This window comes from Kitasatospora acidiphila (genome assembly GCF_006636205.1).
GTDB lineage: Bacteria > Actinomycetota > Actinomycetes > Streptomycetales > Streptomycetaceae > Kitasatospora > Kitasatospora acidiphila.
The window spans coordinates 289,294-305,044 of sequence record NZ_VIGB01000003.1; the positions used below are offsets into that span (position 1 = coordinate 289,294).

Consider the following 15,751-nt stretch of genomic DNA (forward strand, 5'->3'; position numbering starts at 1 on the left):
TCGGGCGTCCTGGATCACTGACGCTTCGTCAGCGCGCGTTCGGTCAGCAGCCGGCGCCGGGCTGGACGGGCTTGAGGGCGACGAGGTAGCCGTCCACCGCGTCGGTGACGCAGCTGTTGCTTCGCCCATAGGCGGTGTGGCCAAGGCCGTTGAAGGTGAGCAGCATGCCGCCGGGCAGCTGGGAAGCGAGGCTCTTCGCGTCCTCGTACGGGGTCGCCGCGTCTCCGGTGGTGCCCACCACCAGGACCGGCGGCAGGCCATCGGCCTTCACCCGGTGCGGGTGCTGGGGCCCGGTGGGCCAGTTCCGGCAGCCCAGTTCGGCGAGCACGCTGGATGCGCCGAAGACACCCGAGTCCTGGTAGGCGCGGTCGAGCAGCTGCCAGTACACCTGAGGGTCCGTCGGGTGCGGCGAGTCGAGGCAGTTGACGGCGGTCAGGATGTCGCCGCTGTTGTCGCGCGGTGGGGCGTCGGCGGTACCGGCGCCATCGGCGCCCGAGCTGTCGTCCTGGAGGGACCCGCTCTGCTTGGCGATCGCGGCCAGCGCGGTGCCGTCACCGGAGCTTGCTGCTGTGCTCAGGCCCTCGGAGAGCGCCTGCCACTGGGACTCGGGCGCGTACATCGACATGGTGACGGCCGTGTGCAGCGCGTTCTCGTCGAGCCGGTCCGTGCTGCCCTTGATGCGCAGCGGGTGGCGGGCCGTCTTGGCGTAGAGATCGGCGATGAGCTTGCGGATTCCGTCCGGTGTGGCGGCCGGGCAGGACTTGCCGACCACCGAGGCGCATTTCTGCGCGTAGTCGTCCACCGCCTTGCGGAACGCCCGTCCACCGCTGAGCGCCTGCTCGGACCAGTCGCGTGCGGGGTCGATGGCGCCGTCGAGCACCAGGGCGCGCACCCGGTGCCGGAACTGCTCGGCGTAGACGGTGCCCAGGTAGGTGCCGTAGGACCAGCCGAGGTAGCTCAGCTTCTCGTCACCGAGGACCGCGCGCAGCACGTCCAGGTCGCGGGCCGCGTCCAGCGTCCCGACGTGCGGCAGGAGGTCGCCGCTGTGCGCGCGGCAGGCCGCCACGCTCCGGTCGGCGTCCGCGAGGGCGGCCTGGCGTTCGGCGTCGGTGCGGGGATAGAGCGGCTGCGTCGCCTCGGCGCCGCCGGGACCTTGGTCGGTTGTGTCGTCCTGGGCGGTGCAGTCCACGGCGGGCTTGCTGCCCGCGACGCCGCGCGGGTCGAAACCGACGATGTCGAAGTGCGCCCTGGCCTCCTTGCCGAAGGAGTCCAGGCCGCCCTCCTTCAGCGTGGCCACCCCGGAGGCGCCCGGGCCTCCCGGGTCGAAGACCAGCGATCCGATGCGCTTGGCCGGGTCGGTCGCGGCAGCCCTGATCAGCGGGAGGGTGAAGGTCCGCCCGTCCTGCGGCTGCGCGTAGTCCATCGGGACGGTCAGCGTGGCGCACTGCAGCTCGCCGCAGGCGGTCCAGACCGGGTGCTGCTGGTAGAAGGCGCGCAGGGCGGGCTGGACGGCCGGCTCGGTCGCGGCCGGTGGCGACGCCTGGGCGCCGGGGCCGAGCGCGTGGTCGGGGGTGTTCGGGCCGCAACCGACAAGGGCGGCGGTCAGTGATGCCAGGACCAGGGCGACCGTGCCACGGCCCACCGATCGGTTCGTCCGCTCATGTCCTCGCACCGCTTTGCTCCGTCCCGCTTCAGCCAACTACTGCGGCCGAAAGCCTGACCGGGACACCATGAGGAATTCATGAGGACGTCAGCGGCCGTCCTCAGCCGGCCGTGAACCGCGTTCGTCCCGCCCCTGGGCACAGGGCTCCACTCCCCCAATAACGTGCATGCCAGGATCGGCGAACCTTCATGGCTACCAAGGGAGTTCCATCATGGATCTGACCGGACCTCAGCTCAGTCGGCGTACCTTCACCCGCTCGGCGGTCGTGCTCGGCGCGGCCGGTGCGCTAGCCGGGCTCGGCGCTCTCGGCACCGCCCGGGCCGCCTCATTGCCCGGCGGCGCCGACTGGCTGGCCGCCCTGCCGGACAGCGCACCACTGGCCCGGCTGACCATCCCCGGCACCCATGACACCTGCGCCCTCTACGACGGCCCGCTCGTCCAGTGCCAGAACCTGTCGGTGCCCGACCAACTCACCGCCGGAATCCGCTTCCTGGACATGCGCTGCCGGGCGATCAACGGCGTCTTCGCGATCCACCACTCGCAGTTCTTCCAGATATCACGGGATTGGCGTTTTCTCCCAGGTCAGAGGCCTGGTGCACGCTTCGGAGTCAGCAAAGTGTCAGCAAGTCTCCGAGGAGTGCGAACCGATCATGGCAACCATCAAGCTCGTCCGCGGCATGGGCACCTTCTTCAAGGAGTGCGAGCACCCTGAATCGGCGTGGAGCAGGTGCCCGCACGAGTACAAGATCCGCTACCGCAACGCGGCCGGCCGCCAGACCGAGGAAGGCGGCTTCAGCGACCAGACCAAGGCGAAGACCCGCCTCGCCGAGATCTACCACGCGCGGAAGAACGCGCCACAGAGCCAGCGCAAGGCCGAGCGCATCCAGAAGTACGGGAGCATGCAGTTCGCCGAGTACGTCGCGGACTGGAAGAAGGGCCAGCGACACCTCAACCCGAGCTCACTGGCGCACCTCGACTCCCTCCTGACTAACCATCTGCTCCCGGAGTTCGCCAGCCGCCGAATGGGGACGTTCGACCACAAGGTCGTGGAGGCGTTCATCCAGACTATGGAGCGCAGCGGTACCGGCCTTGCCACGCAGGCCAACGCCTTCGAGAAGTTGAAGGCGGTCCTGTTGGACGCGCACCGGCTCGGCCTCTACGAGGACAGCCCGCTCCAAGGCGTCAAGCCGCCGCAGTACGACCCCAAGCGGGCAGCGATCCCGTCGGTCGACCAGGTGAAGCAGCTCCGCACCGCGGGTAGCGACGCGTTCCGCGTGGTGGCCGACCTCATGAGTGGGTGCGGCTTGCGCAACGGTGAAGCGTACGCCGTCAACGTCAAGAACATCGTCGCGGACGACATCTATCGGGTCCACGAGCAGGTCAATCAGACCACCGGGTCTTTCGCGCGCCTGAAGCACCGCAAGGACGACGAGTACCGAGACGTCCCGCTGCCTGCTTACACCCGGCGCACCATCGAGTGGTACGCCGACACCTACGGGACCGTCGGCGGCTACCTCCTCCGCCGCACCAAGGACATCACACGGCCGATACAGGGGCGGACCTTCGAGAGCCAGTGGCAGACAATCAGGAAGTCCGGCCGGGTCGACATCCCCGAAGGCATGGTCATGTACGGCCTGCGCCACTTCTTCGCGTCGAACTGCCTCGCCAACGGCATCCCGATCACCGACGTCGCCGAGTGGATGGGTCACCGCAGCGTCGACATCACCTTCAAGGTCTACCGCCACCTGATGCCCGGCTCCATCGGCCGCGCCGCCCAGGTCCTCGACCTCGGACTGGCCGCCTGATGAGTGGGAAGGGCCAGCCCCCGGGCTGGCCCTTCCCACAGCTTTCGTCAACTCACCCAGCAGGCAGCCTCTGCTGCTTCACCCACGCCTGGACTTCCGAGATCTTGAACTGCAGCTTGGCGTTCCGCCCTGACCCGAACCGGTACGGCACCAGGCCAACGCCGGCGGCTTCACGGTAGACCCACGCGACAGACATATTCAGGTACTCGGCGGTCTGCTTAACATTCATGAACTGCTCGGGCACGGGCTCCTCCTGTACGGCCAAACCGAAGTTCGCGGAACCCGAATATCGATGGCGGAGGATAGTTTGGATGCACCGCCGCCGCGTGGTACAGACCCCAACTGAAGGCTGCTTCGAGCAGGCCATTCGCAGGAGCTTGAGAGTCATCTGAGGAGCTAGCTTGAGACTGGAACCACTTGACCCCCAGCGATCGAAAAGTCGTCTGACTAATGTTCACCAGTCCGAATCGCGCAGGTCAGGGCCTATCCCATCCAGCCCACATGATGCTTGATGCCACCTCATGACGCCCAATCCGTGAGAGGCGCGTGAGAGGCAGCGTGCAAGCGGGAGTTCGGGAGTGATTTGCCTCACACCCCCGCGGTAGCGTTGATCAACGTCCCAGAGCGCCTCTCCGTCCCCGCCCTGGCGCAGCCAGCTGCCGACCCCAGCCAAAGTATCCGCACTATTCATGCCACTGCAAAAATGCATTGCCGGCCAGCCGATAACCCCTTCACCCGGACATCGGCAATAGAATGAGACCGCTTAGATGCAATCCACAGAGCGCGTAGGGGCTGAGTGCGCTTCGGCCGGATTACTTCCAAGCCGTCCGCGATCCGGCCTCGTAGGGTGCCGAAGTATCTCCAGCCCGGATCCACGAAACAGCGCACTGCCCCAGAGTCTCGCCCTGCGGACTGGTGAGGCCGTGGACAGTCTCCATGTACGCCAGCGATGCCGCGGCGGCACGACGCAAGGGACTGCCGTCACTCCACCGCTGCTCGAGCCACCGCACAACGGCTGGATTACCCCGGGCAGCACCTGCACCGCGATTACCTGTTCGGCGGCGTGGTCGACCGCCCATTTACCCCCGACGGTGTGCCGGAGCACCCGACCCGCTGGCCGACCCAGGCCGCCCTCGACGAGCTCGACCTTCCGACCGACACCCAGGCTCGGGCACGACGTCTTCGCCCGGATCGAGGTCGCCAGCGCAGCACCCGGTTCGACGGGACGACGAGCTGTGCCTGGAGCTGCTGCGCCGCCAGCAGGCCGACCAGGAGGTGCGCCTCGTGCCGGTAGAAGAGCGCTCCCCCGATGCTCTCGAGCGGTGGCGGGCCGTGGACAGGGAGAATACGGCTTAGCCTCCGCGTTTCGCTTGGGGTTGGCTGAGTCGGGCTGACGGTGTTGGCAGCGGTCCGAGGGCCGAGGTTCGGGTGCTGGGCATGGCGAGTGCCCGACGCGGCGGCCGGTGTCTCCAAGGTCCTCGGTTCGTGGGCGGTCAGGGTGGTCGTGTCGGGTCAGGTGACGGGCCGGGGCAGGGCCTGCAGTCGGGTGAATGCGTGCGCGAGGTCGTGGCGCCAGGGCCAGGTGGCGGCGATCCGCAGGTGCAGTCGGCGGGCGCCGCGGGTGATGCGGGCGGCGGCGTGGAGCACCCGGTAACGGAGCTTCTTCGGCTCAGCTGTGGCCAACTCTCCCTCCAGCAGGAGGGCTTGAGTCCAGGCAAGCAGGTCGATGGCGGTCAGGGACAGCTCCAGCCACGCGGTGTTGATGGCGAAGTGACGCGAGGGGAAGCGGCCGAATCCGGTGGTCTTGCCGCAACGGATCCGGTCCTCGACACGGGCGTGCGCGCGGTGGCGGACCTCCAGCAGTTGCAGGGAGCCCTGGCCGTGGGGGGTGTCGGTGAGGAGGATCTGGTGGCGCATGCCCTCGTCCAGGTCGAACAGAGACAGCTGGGCGCCGGGGTGCGGGCGTTCACGGCGGACGATGATCCGGGTGCCCTCGGGCAGGCCCGGCAGGTTGACCAGGCCGGTCAGCTCGGCGACCTCGGCGCCGTCGCGCAGGGAGCCGTCCTGTTCGAGGGCGGGATGCCATACACGGTCGGGCAGGTGGCGGATCGCCCGGCGGACCGGCTCGGTGATGGACCATCCGACGGAGAACGACGCGTGGATCCCGCGCGAGCGCAGGGCGCGAATGTGGGCCAGGAACGCTTTGGCGGAGCCGGCGCTGTCGGCGCGGACGAGGATCTCGGTGCCGTGGCGGTGGGCGTCGGGGATCTGGGCGAGCGCGGCGTCGAGCACGGCGATGTGGTCGGCGGCCGTGTTCGCGGCGGCGTTGCCCGGCCGCAGCACACCTGCCAGGGCCTCGCCCGTGTTGTCGAGGAAGCACAGCAGCGGGTGGTAGCCGAAGCCGCGCTTGTAGGTCGGCGCCGCGTTCTCCTTCTCGGAGTGGCAGGTGACCAGAGTGGCATCGATGTCCAGGACCAGGCCTGGTAGTTCGCGCCCGCCCGCTTGCGCAGCGGGGATGCCGTGGCGGGTCTCACCGGCCTGCAGCCAGGCGATCTCGCGGGCGGCGGCGCGGGCCGCGCGCAACGCTTTGAGCGCGGCGGGGTCGATACCGGCCAGCAGCCGCCAGGCGGTCGGGGTGGAGGCGACGGGGCCGAAGACTTCGGGCTGGTCACGCAGCAGGGTCAGGTCGGCGATGGCCTCGCCGCCGTCGGCGAGCATCACCGCCAGGTCGACCGCGATCCGGCCCGGATCGTGGCCGGTGCCGCGCGGACGAAGCCGGCGCAGGGCCTCGCTGAAGGCGCGGGTGAGGCCGGTGGCGTCGGCGAGATCGGCCAGCAGCCGGGATCCGGCGTGGCTGACGACCCCGCGCCCGTCGGCGGAGACGACGAGCCGGGGACGTGACCCGGTAGTGTGCACGTAGAAAGTGCCTTCCCGCTGGGCTGACAGAGACCTTCGACAAGCCTCATCTTCCCAGCGCAGAAGGCACTTTCGCGTTCCCGCTCATGATCCGGACAGGGCCCCAAGTGAAACGCGCAGGTTAGCTGCGGGCAACGGTCGCCGACGTCGGTTGGCCGGACCACGCCATGAACGGCTGGGACGGAGCTCTTGCGGCCTGGCTGCTCGCCCAGCACGCCGACCACGATCGGGGCTTCCCGCGATACTTCCTCGACCTGCTCGCCGCTGCCTCAAACTGGGGCTGCCGACTCGCAGCACGCTGCGCTGTTGGAAGACCGCGTACGGCTCGCCGCCGGCGTGCCTCAGGTGTTCGGCACCCAGCTGGGGTGGTCGGCCGACGGCCGACCCGACCCGCTTCCGATCGTCGAGCCCGCCGGAGTCGGTGGGCAGCCGGCCGCGTGGGGATTCGAGTCGCTCGAGGCCTATGTCGAGCGGCTGCGCGCTCGAGCGTGACCCTATGGGTCACCACCAGGTGAGGTGCTCGTCGTGGTAGTTCGCCAGGGCCGACCCGGGCACCTGCCCGACTCCGACTACCGGAACACATGCGCCGAGTGACAGTCCTGATTCGGACCTATCTGAGATGCCACGGCCGATGATGTTCTCGACGGCCAGGGCCAACGCCTCTGACCGCTGGCAGTCGCCGGGACCAGCGCTGGAAGGGAGATCTCTTCAGTCCAAAAACAGCGAGCAGGCCGCCGACCAGCAGGCCGGCGGCGCCAGCCGCGATTTTGATCCACCGCTGGTTCTCGTCAGAACCGAGGTGGAGCAGATCCGTCTGGTCCGATTCGCCACGGTAGAGCACCTGGCCAAGCGTCCTCCATGAGTTGCTCTCTCGCGATGTCGAAGGCTTCGGCCCTATCGCGGCCAGCAGCTTCCTTCTGTGCGTGTCAAAGGCAGCACGGATCAACTCCCCATATCCGATGGCTTCCGCGACTGCGGCTCGGTACGCCAGGAAGCTGAGGAGCGCGGCGCCGACCAAGCATGGTGCCCAGATCTGGATCGGCAGGCCGACACCGGCGAACACCACTGCGACAAGGAAAAAGAGGGCCGACAGCAACGAGATCACGAGCATCCGCTCCAGGTTGGCTCGGGCGGTGCTGAGAGGAGTCAGCAGAGCGGTTGGTAGCAATCCATACAGTCGGGGCCAGAAGAACACCCCATCGACTCCATAACGGTCGTTGGGGTAGCACTCGGCGGCCAGCATGACGTTGCCGAGCCGTGTCGGTAGCAGAGGCCAGTCGTCTTCAGAATCCTCGGATAGCGGTGGGAACTCGCGGTGCAGGCGGGCGAAGTCACTGTCGGTGCGGAGCGCTCTAAGCTTGTCCCGCCGCCTGGCCTGACGTCGCTCTCCCCATCTGGCGAGCGGCGTGAGCCACTCCGGCCAGTAGCCCTCGTATGCCTGGATGACCGCCGGCATGGCAATCTCGACGAACCAGCCGAGAATGAGCAGCACGGCGAGCGCGCCACCGGCGACAAGCACTTGCCGTAGTCCTGTCAGGCCGTTCAACCAGTGGTCAACATCCGACCATCCTATGTGTGTCGCAATCAAGGCACCGACGCTGGCCCCGAATGTGAGCACCGGAAGCAGGATCGTCGTGACGAGCGGGCCGTCCAGCCAGCCACTGGTCTTGTCCAGGAGCGTGCCGACCGTGCTCACGGCGTCCTCACCACCTGAACGGGTGGGGGCCGAGGTTCTTCGGGTCTGGACAGTCAGGCATCGGCTGCGGCTTCACTACGAACCTCTGCGGATGTCCGCAGTGTCTGAAGACGCCGCCATACCGGCATACCTTGAGGAGCAACGGAACTCTGGGATACGGCCCCGGCAGGTGAGCGTCACTCCCGCGAAGTGGGTCCAGATGTGGATCGGACCAGATGCGAAGATTGTCGTCGTCCTCCACGATGACGACCGAACCGGGCGTCAGTTCCGCGGCCAATGGAAGCAATTCATCTACGCGTGAATCAGCTGGGGCCAGAATCATCGGTGGAAGATCGGCCAGAATAGACGAGATTGGACGGCCTTCTGGATTCTCCGGCAGCGCTTCGGAGCGCACAGCTGCCAGCGGCTTGTTCATCTCGTCCACGATTACGATCCAGCGGTCTCCCATACCATGGGCGGCCACCTCGCGAATTGCAGTCTCCGCGGGTACTCGAGTAGCTTCTTCCAGTGGCTTATCTCCCAGACGCTCTGCATTCGGCGCGTTCATAATGCCACCTCCGCGGTGCGCAGGTTCAGGAAGACCGGGAATCCAACATGGAGGTATTGGATCCAATTCACTGGGGAACATCCCCTCAGGATGGCACGTTGAGCGCCCTGGTAGGCCGAGAGAGTGTCGCATTCCGCTAGCCTGCTGTAGAATTCTTTGGCAAAATTGTGGGCTGCCCCAGAGCGCACTGGCGCAGAGCAGGAGATCTCGGCGGTAACCCCTCTTACGCGCAAGGCGAGGGGGAATCCATTGAGGTCACCGGCATGCGGGATCTGCAGGCCGGAAGAGCACGCGTTGAGGAAGGCCAGCGATGCCCGGCATCCCCAGTGCAACCACTCATAGGCACTCACCGAAACGTCTTTCGTGAGATTCAGTCTGGAGGTGGACGAAAGTGGCCATTGCTGAAAATCGCAGTCTGCCACGATGTGGATAATTCCCCACTCGCGGTCCCGATCGAGTATCAAGTGATGGCCCTCGGCGGCCCGGCGAGGCTTTGTCACGGTGAAACCCAGATTCTCTACCCAGGGTTCCAGGGAATCCACCTCGTCGCGTGCGTGAATGCCGTGATGCCATCCCCCAAGAAATGCGGATTCCAGGACTCCCGGACTGGGAGGCGGCAAGTCGAGATTGGGAAGGTAGCCAACTCGGAATTTCTCCACCATGTAGCCGCCTGGACCGAGAGCCGCATGGATCGGAAGTCCGGCGAAGTCTCGATGGAGGATCAATACGATGATTTCCGCGCCTGCGACCTGGTCAAGCCATGGGGCCACCGCTTTGTTGTGCAGGTCTTTCAGATCATCGATCAAGGATTCCTGGCTCCCCCTAGCGGTTATCCGGTTGGTAATGTCTTCGCGGATCTTCTTGAGCCATGACAAGGGGACGTCGATACGGGAGGACCAGTACCTGCTGCTCCCGTCGGTCACCCCCGCACCCAGCGCCCAGGCACCATGTTGACGTGTATCCAGAAGCTGCACGAAGGTGACGCGAGGCCCGAAGCGCGCGGCGACCTCAGCAGGACTGGCCGGGGCTCGGGTGGGAGGAGAAACGGGTTCCGTCGTCACGCGCGCCAGCATCATGTCGAACAGCCACTCCTCCACATGCGATGTACCGCCGCGCTGCCGCCCCTCGGCCAGCTCGAATTCCTTGACCAGGTCGGGGTTCTGGGTGAATGCTTCAATCAGCGCACCGATCGGCGCGTGCGCGGCGTTGAAAGCCCACTCGTCGTACCCCTGGGAAGCCAGGAGACCGGCGATACGGGCGCATGGGGTGGTCAGGCTATGCGCGACATCGATCAAGTCGGCTGTCCCGCGAGCCACTGCCAGTGAGTCACGCACGACGTTGCACGCCGCAGCCGCCGACCCGATCACGCCCTCGACCTTGCCCGGGCTTTCGGGTTGGTGATGAGAACGAACCAACGCCAGCTGCGCTCTGATCGCTTCAGTGAAATGCCCGCCCTTACGTGAGACCTGGTATGCCTCCTGGGCCACGGCATGGCACTGCCCAGCGTTGAGGCCGGGGGTTGCGGCCAGTCGACTGAGAATCTCGGGTCGAAAGTGCGGAGCGTAGCCCTGGGCGAACTCGTCGGCTATCTCCAGGCACACCCGTTTGACATCGGCCGCCGATGTGCACTGACAGACCGGCAGTCGGTCTACGCGCCAGCCCCGGTGCGGTGGCCGCCAGTGATCCACCGCGCAGAGCTCATCAAGGAGAGCAGGTTCGGACTGAACCGCGTTCACGTCATGGCAGGCGTCCAGAAGAACGTGCACAAGGCCCGGAACGTGCTCACTACGGAGCTTGTGCTCCAGCTCGCCAATGTGCGAGTTGCTGAGCGCGTCGGGTGTACCGGACGCGGCGCGGCGTGATGCTGGGCGTGTTCGGTCACGCCTGGCGGCCACGGGGGCTGTTGAGACGCCCGGTCTCCACTCGTTGGAGAGCCGGGACCAGAACCACGAGGCGGTAGGACGCTCGAGATGATCGAGGGTTTTGCTCACGTCACTTGCGGCATCGGCGAGTTGCTTGCCGATCTTGCTTCCCAACCTCGGCCAGGTGCCTCGATTGCCGAATTCCGTACCCCGCAGTAATTGCTCATACCCGTCGACTCTGGCCGTTCGATCACGCTCCAGCCGGATGAGTTGCAGTCGGGCTCTCATCCTTTCTTCGTCATCGTCGCTCGTGATGAGAGTCATGGCTTTGCGCGCGCAGGTGGAGGCTAGCTCGTACTCGCCGAAGATCTCCGCGGCACCGGCAGAATCCAGCAGGTATCGCACGACCTTGTTGTGAGGCAGGGACTCGTAGTCGTTATCACCGGGCTGAAATTCGACCGACGCCCCACTCCTGGCTTCCTCCAAGTCACTTTCCACAAGCCGGTAGGCTGTCAGGCAGTTATCAGCCGATTTCAGCCAACCGACTCGCTCCAGTTTGCGGAGGTTTCTCCAGCACTCGCCCACACCGACACCGATCGCAAGAAACAGGGATCTCAGGCTTAAATTGGGTACGTGTCGGAGGAGCATCCGGCGGGCCTCTGCCAGCCGAGGCAGGGCGACCTCAATGCAGTCTCCACGCTGCTCAAGGTCCGGGAGATAGCCTGCCACCATCTCGTATTGCAACGCGGTGTGTGCGACCGCCTTCGCACCCTCAAGCGCATCGAGCCGTAGCACCGCCCGAGAGTTCCATGCTTCATCGAAGAGTGAAATGGCACGATCGCGCTCATGAAGCTCGAACGCCGCGTGACCGGCATCGTTGAGCAGCCACACCCAGCCGCTGCAGTCCGGCTTCGAGGTTCCACCACCAACGCCATATGTCGGGCGGAGCAAGGCAATGAGATGGTCATAGACGGCCAGACGCCAACTGACAGGGCCGCCCTTCTGGAGGTACCCCTTCACCCACCGGTTCCTGTGACGCGGCAGCCCATCATGGCCCAGTTCCCCTGACATCCACCGTGCAACACTGTATGGCTCATCCATGTGAGTAACTTCCTCAGCATGGCAGTTGGATCGCACGCCAAAATAAAGGCGCCGACGTAGCTCCTCCATTACCTCCTAAGACCACCCTAAGCCTGCGCCATCCGGTCTACAGCACGGCCAGTCTGGTGTGCGGGGGCGGTCCGGGGCTGCGCGTGGCGGCGCCAGAAGGGGTGGTGGGGGCCAGCGCTGTTCGAGGAGGGTCAGGCTGCATGGCCTGTTCGGCCCAGATCGTCTTGCCGGTCGGGATGCAACGGGTATCCCAGGCGTTTGCCAATTGGGCGATCATGAACAGTCCGCGACCGCCCTCATCGTTGGCATCGGCCAGCCGCAGATAGGACGAGGCGCTGGAAGGCTCGGAGACCTCACAGGTCAAGCGCGGTCGTGGATGAGGCGTAGCTGGATCGGGCTGCGGCCGTAGCAGATCGTGTTGGTAACCAGTTCGCTGACGATCAGTTCAGTGGCGAGCGCGAGGTCCGTGAGGCTCCCTGCCTCCAGTTGGCGACCTGCCCGGGGGGCGGGCCGGGGAGACGATGGCCAGGTCGGAGGGCAGGCTCCAGGTGGCGAGCTGGTCGGGGCCAGGATGCGGGAGCGGGCGAGGGGTAGGACGGCGTCGTCGTCAGGGGGACCTGTAGCCAGGGCGTCGCGACGGTCGTGCGGGCACGTTCGCAGGTTGCCAGGGGCCCCTTCAATGCCGAGCACAGCCTACCGAGGCAGGAGTCGAGGTCGAGGCGCCGATGTTGGAGGAGGCGGTTGCTGAACAGGGCCAGGACGCTGGCGTCTTCCAGTGCGATGTCTGTGGGTTCGAAGGGCAGGCCGCCAAGTCCTAGCGATGGCCCCACCGGCATGTCGGCGAGAGCGGCGGGGCCAGCCTGGCCTGACGACGGCCAGCGGCAGATGTCCGGCGCTGGCCGCGTGGTGGTGCCGTGACCGGGCCGTAAACCGCGAAGGGGCAGTTGGCACCGATCCCAGACGTGGGCTCGCCCGTGTCCTATGCGGGATGGGCTCCGCCGGAGACGGTGTCGTCAAGGTGGGCGAGGATTTAGCTTGGCGTTTAACCTCGCTGGGCCTGGTGCTCCTTGATCGACTCGGCCCGTTTGACGGTCTTGCCGACGTCGTGGCGCTTGGCCCGGTGCTTGTTCTTCGAGCCGGGTGGCCGTCCCGGTCCGGGACGGGACGGTTTCGGTGCGGCGGCCGGGCGGGCCGTCATCGCGCGGACGTTGCGAAACCCCCGCCTCACCCGGGCGGGGGTGAGACGGCGCGGCTCGGCCGGGCGTTCCCAAGGGCGGCGAAGGTCCTCGGCGAGCGGTCGGGCGAGGCGGAGCTGGGTGTGGGCGGCGATGATGAGCCAGGTCCACAGGTCGGCACTATCCGCGTGGCGGACCTTCGGGGCGGTCCAACCGAGTGTCTGCTTCATCAGCCGGAACGTGTGCTCCAGGTCGAAGCGTCGAAGGAACGACTGCCACCAGCGGTCCACGGCCACGGCCGTCGCGCCGGCGGCCGAGCACCACAGCCAGACCGGCTTCGGTTCGCGGTCGCCCGGCAGGTACTCGACTTTCAGGCGGATCAACGTGCCGTGCAGGACGGGTAGTTCCTCCTCCGCGTGGTCGAGCCACGGGCCACGGTGGGCGAGCCTGGGGTGCATCCGGTCCCAGGCTGTCGCCTCGGCCTTGCCGTAGCGGGTGGTGTCCGTGGCCGTGGTGACGTCGGGTTCGTGCCAGGTGTCGGGCTTGGCGAAGGTGAGGACGCCGCCGTGCTTGCGGGGCCGGCCGCCCTTCGGGCCGGAGCGGGCGGGGCCGGCGTCGCGGAGCATGACGCGGTCCGAGCGCAGGCGTCCGACCAGCACCACGGGCAGGTCGGCCAGGGCGTGGGAGAGGTAGGCGACGTCGTAGCCGGCGTCCATCGTGATCAGGATCTCGGGATCGCCGTTGTGCCACTGCTTGCTTTCCATCAATCGCCCGACCACGTCGCGCAGTTGAATAGCGGTGACGCCGGTGGCGTCGTCTGCGGGACCAAGGCGAACGGCGTCCAGCAGCGCGACCCAGGAGGTGCGGCCGGACTCCAGGGCGGCGACGAAGGAGTACGGCCAGCCCGGCACGAACTGGTCCGTCGAGCGGTCGCCGCGGCCGTAGACATGGCAGAACAGCCGCTCGTTGCTGGTGGGGGCGTCGGGGCGCAGCCAGTTGCTGACGTCGACGGCCAGGACGATCCGCCCGTCGGCGGCCTTCGGCAGCGGCAAGTCGGTCAGGGCGCGGCGCAGGCGGGCCGGCTCGGCCCAGCCCCGGTCCAGCCCCGGTCCAGGGCCTGGTACAGGGCGCCGTGCCCGCGTCGGTGCTCTGCCGCGAGCGACAGCTCGACCAGTGTCTTCACCGGCCCGTCCGTGCACAGGACCGCGTCCGTGAGCTCGAAGAGCGCGTCCGGGCGGGCGTACAGGGATTCGTAGAACTCAACCCGAAAGCGGGACAGGACGTCCAATGCCTCGCCTGTGGCCGCGTGGACGGGGAGACTCATAGGCAGCGGCCGTTCTCTCGTGCTTCGTGACTCGACATCTCGAAGCGTGAAGAACGGCCGCGTCGCGTGCCCGCAGAACCCATGGATCTCAGCCGGTCGAGTGACCAGCGAGGTTAAACGCCAAGTTTAGAAGCCGTTGTCGTACCGAACTTGATCGGCGGGTTTCCGCAGTTCAGGCATGATGCCGGCATGGCGAGGCATGCTCGGGCCGTTGGGTTGTCTCGTTGGTGGAGGTGCCGGGATGGCGTCGGTGGTGGGTCTCCTGGAGGAGCGGGAGCTGGCCGCGCGTGAGCGCGTGGAGGAGCTTCGGGAGGTGGCGGACCGGGTACTCGCTGAGCTCGCCGAAGCGGAGACGGCCTGGCACGAGTGGCTGATCGCCCGGCAGCGCGTTGGCGAGGTTCTGTCCGGGCCGCGGCCCGGACAGGCAGGTGAAGCTGGCCCGGGAGCCGGTGAGTCTTCCGGGTCGGAGCCCGCGACGAACGCGCCCGCCGAGGTTCCCCTACCGAGGGCCGCGCGATCGGGCTCGATCGTCCCGGTGTGGCGTCCCGCGCTTTCCATGGACGCGCTCGCTCCCCACTATCAGCGCATCCTCGCCACGCTCACCGAACAAGCATCCGGCGGGAAGCCAGTGATGTCCTGTCAGGAGATCACTGCTGTACTCGGACTGGAGCCGGTTCCGGCAAGTGTGGAAGGAGTTCGGTCCAAGATGAAGCGGCTGGCCGACCGGGGCTGGGCCGACGAGCCCACCCCGGGACGGTTCACGCTCGCCGCCGGGCCAGCCGGCGGCTCATGAGTATCGTCATCGACCACAGCACCATCTGCTCATGCACGGCGGGGCAGCGAATCGGTCTCGTCCTCGCGGGATCGCCAACGAAAGAGCAACCGATGCAACCGATTGTCCTATTCGACCTAGACGGCCTTTTGATCGACTCCGAGCCGATCTGGGACGCGGCAAAGCGTGAAGTGTTCGGTCCGCTTGGCCTGCACCTCACAACGGAGGTGCAGGCGGCGACGCGCGGGCTGCGGCAAAGGGACATGGTGGCCTACTGGTTCGATCGGGCCACCATTCAAGCCGACCCCGACGACGTCGAGCAGCAGATCGTGGCCGCCGTGTGCCGTGGGCTGGAGGGAGTGGCGCTGAAACCCGGCGCCGAACACGCCGTCGCGGCGTGCGCGAGTGCATCGAGGGCGATGGCCGTCGTGTCATCTTCGCCGGAGTCGGTGATTCGGCATGCGCTCGCGAGCACCGGCCTTGACCGATCTTTCGATGCCGTGTTTTCGGCCGAAGACGACGAACACGGCAAACCCCACCCGGGCGCCTATCTCCGCGCAGCCGCCGCCCTCGGCGCGTCACCCGACGAATGCATTGTGATCGAGGACTCGCTCAACGGCGTCCTCGCTGGCGTGTCAGCCCAGATGACGGTCGTCGCCGTTCCCGAGGCCGCTGATCGCTGCGATCCTCGCTTTGCGATTGCCACTCTGGTACTGGAGTCCCTCAAGGATCTCGATACCTCTGTATTCGGCGTGTATGTGTCCGGGGGGAGCCGGGACGCCACGTGGGCATCGCGTGCTGCGGATCCTCAACCGTTCCGCGAACCAGATCGTGCTGTATGACGCCCTCGATCGTGGGTTCGGGCCTTCACGGGTGAAGGC

11 protein-coding genes and 1 pseudogene are annotated in these 15,751 nt (G+C 66.8%); 5 read left to right on the forward strand and 7 right to left on the reverse strand.

Annotation, left to right across the window (positions count from 1 at the left end):
• Nucleotides 1-43: 43 nt before the first annotated feature.
• Nucleotides 44-1,642, reverse strand: coding sequence for an alpha/beta hydrolase (locus tag E6W39_RS02440; protein ID WP_228717919.1), 1,599 nt, complete (start codon nt 1,640-1,642; stop codon nt 44-46).
• A 232-nt stretch (nt 1,643-1,874) separates the two neighbouring features.
• Between E6W39_RS02440 and E6W39_RS02445 the strand changes: the two genes are divergently transcribed.
• Both E6W39_RS02445 and E6W39_RS02450 read left to right on the forward strand, forming a co-directional pair.
• Nucleotides 1,875-2,375, forward strand: a complete 501-nt coding sequence (locus tag E6W39_RS02445; RefSeq protein ID WP_141632038.1) for a PI-PLC domain-containing protein — start codon at nt 1,875-1,877, stop codon at nt 2,373-2,375.
• Complete coding sequence (locus E6W39_RS02450) at nt 2,314-3,468, forward strand: tyrosine-type recombinase/integrase (protein ID WP_228717920.1); 1,155 nt, start codon at nt 2,314-2,316, stop codon at nt 3,466-3,468. The genes E6W39_RS02445 and E6W39_RS02450 overlap by 62 nt, the downstream gene beginning before the upstream one ends.
• 52 nt (nt 3,469-3,520) lie before the next feature.
• On the opposite strand, the gene E6W39_RS02455 is transcribed toward E6W39_RS02450, so the two are convergent.
• Nucleotides 3,521-3,712: a helix-turn-helix transcriptional regulator gene (locus E6W39_RS02455; protein WP_141632039.1), complete on the reverse strand. Its 192-nt coding sequence runs from the start codon at nt 3,710-3,712 to the stop codon at nt 3,521-3,523.
• 1,268 nt (nt 3,713-4,980) lie between these two features.
• Nucleotides 4,981-6,384, reverse strand: a complete 1,404-nt coding sequence (locus E6W39_RS02460; protein ID WP_323808977.1) for an IS1380 family transposase — start codon at nt 6,382-6,384, stop codon at nt 4,981-4,983.
• Nucleotides 6,385-6,573: 189 nt separating this feature from the next.
• Here E6W39_RS02460 and E6W39_RS43940 point away from each other — a divergent pair, with 189 nt between their 5' ends.
• Nucleotides 6,574-6,876, forward strand: coding sequence for a DUF6624 domain-containing protein (locus tag E6W39_RS43940; protein WP_407658354.1), 303 nt, complete (start codon nt 6,574-6,576; stop codon nt 6,874-6,876).
• A gap of 118 nt (nt 6,877-6,994) precedes the next feature.
• Here the strand turns inward: E6W39_RS43940 and E6W39_RS02470 are convergent, their stop codons facing one another.
• From E6W39_RS02470 to E6W39_RS02485, 4 genes and pseudogenes are all read right to left on the reverse strand, one after another.
• A complete protein-coding gene (locus E6W39_RS02470; protein ID WP_141632042.1) occupies nt 6,995-8,080 on the reverse strand; it encodes a hypothetical protein in 1,086 nt (361 codons plus the stop codon).
• A gap of 7 nt (nt 8,081-8,087) precedes the next feature.
• The gene (locus tag E6W39_RS02475; RefSeq protein ID WP_141632043.1) at nt 8,088-8,627 is read right to left on the reverse strand and encodes a hypothetical protein; all 540 of its coding nucleotides are present in this window, start codon (nt 8,625-8,627) and stop codon (nt 8,088-8,090) included.
• The gene (locus E6W39_RS02480; RefSeq protein ID WP_181799055.1) at nt 8,624-11,509 is read right to left on the reverse strand and encodes a CHAT domain-containing protein; all 2,886 of its coding nucleotides are present in this window, start codon (nt 11,507-11,509) and stop codon (nt 8,624-8,626) included. The genes E6W39_RS02475 and E6W39_RS02480 overlap by 4 nt, the downstream gene beginning before the upstream one ends.
• 1,132 nt (nt 11,510-12,641) lie before the next feature.
• Nucleotides 12,642-14,098: pseudogene (locus E6W39_RS02485) on the reverse strand (NF041680 family putative transposase).
• Nucleotides 14,099-14,339: 241 nt separating this feature from the next.
• Here E6W39_RS02485 and E6W39_RS02490 point away from each other — a divergent pair.
• Nucleotides 14,340-14,891 (forward strand): hypothetical protein, encoded by a 552-nt coding sequence (locus tag E6W39_RS02490; protein ID WP_141632045.1) that lies wholly within the window; start codon nt 14,340-14,342, stop codon nt 14,889-14,891.
• On the forward strand, nt 14,888-15,712 hold the full coding sequence (locus E6W39_RS02495; RefSeq protein ID WP_141632046.1) for an HAD family hydrolase: 825 nt from the start codon (nt 14,888-14,890) through the stop codon (nt 15,710-15,712). Before E6W39_RS02490 ends, E6W39_RS02495 begins: the two co-directional genes overlap by 4 nt.
• The last annotated feature ends 39 nt before the right edge of the window (nt 15,713-15,751 follow it).

Coding starts and splice junctions, on each gene's coding strand:
- E6W39_RS02445 (WP_141632038.1), top strand. CDS start 1,875: ATGGATCTGACCGGACCTCAGCTCAGTCGGCGTACCTTCACCCGCTCG.
- E6W39_RS02450 (WP_228717920.1), top strand. CDS start 2,314: ATGGCAACCATCAAGCTCGTCCGCGGCATGGGCACCTTCTTCAAGGAG.
- E6W39_RS02475 (WP_141632043.1), bottom strand. CDS start 8,627: ATGAACGCGCCGAATGCAGAGCGTCTGGGAGATAAGCCACTGGAAGAA.
- E6W39_RS02490 (WP_141632045.1), top strand. CDS start 14,340: ATGGCGTCGGTGGTGGGTCTCCTGGAGGAGCGGGAGCTGGCCGCGCGT.
- E6W39_RS02495 (WP_141632046.1), top strand. CDS start 14,888: ATGAGTATCGTCATCGACCACAGCACCATCTGCTCATGCACGGCGGGG.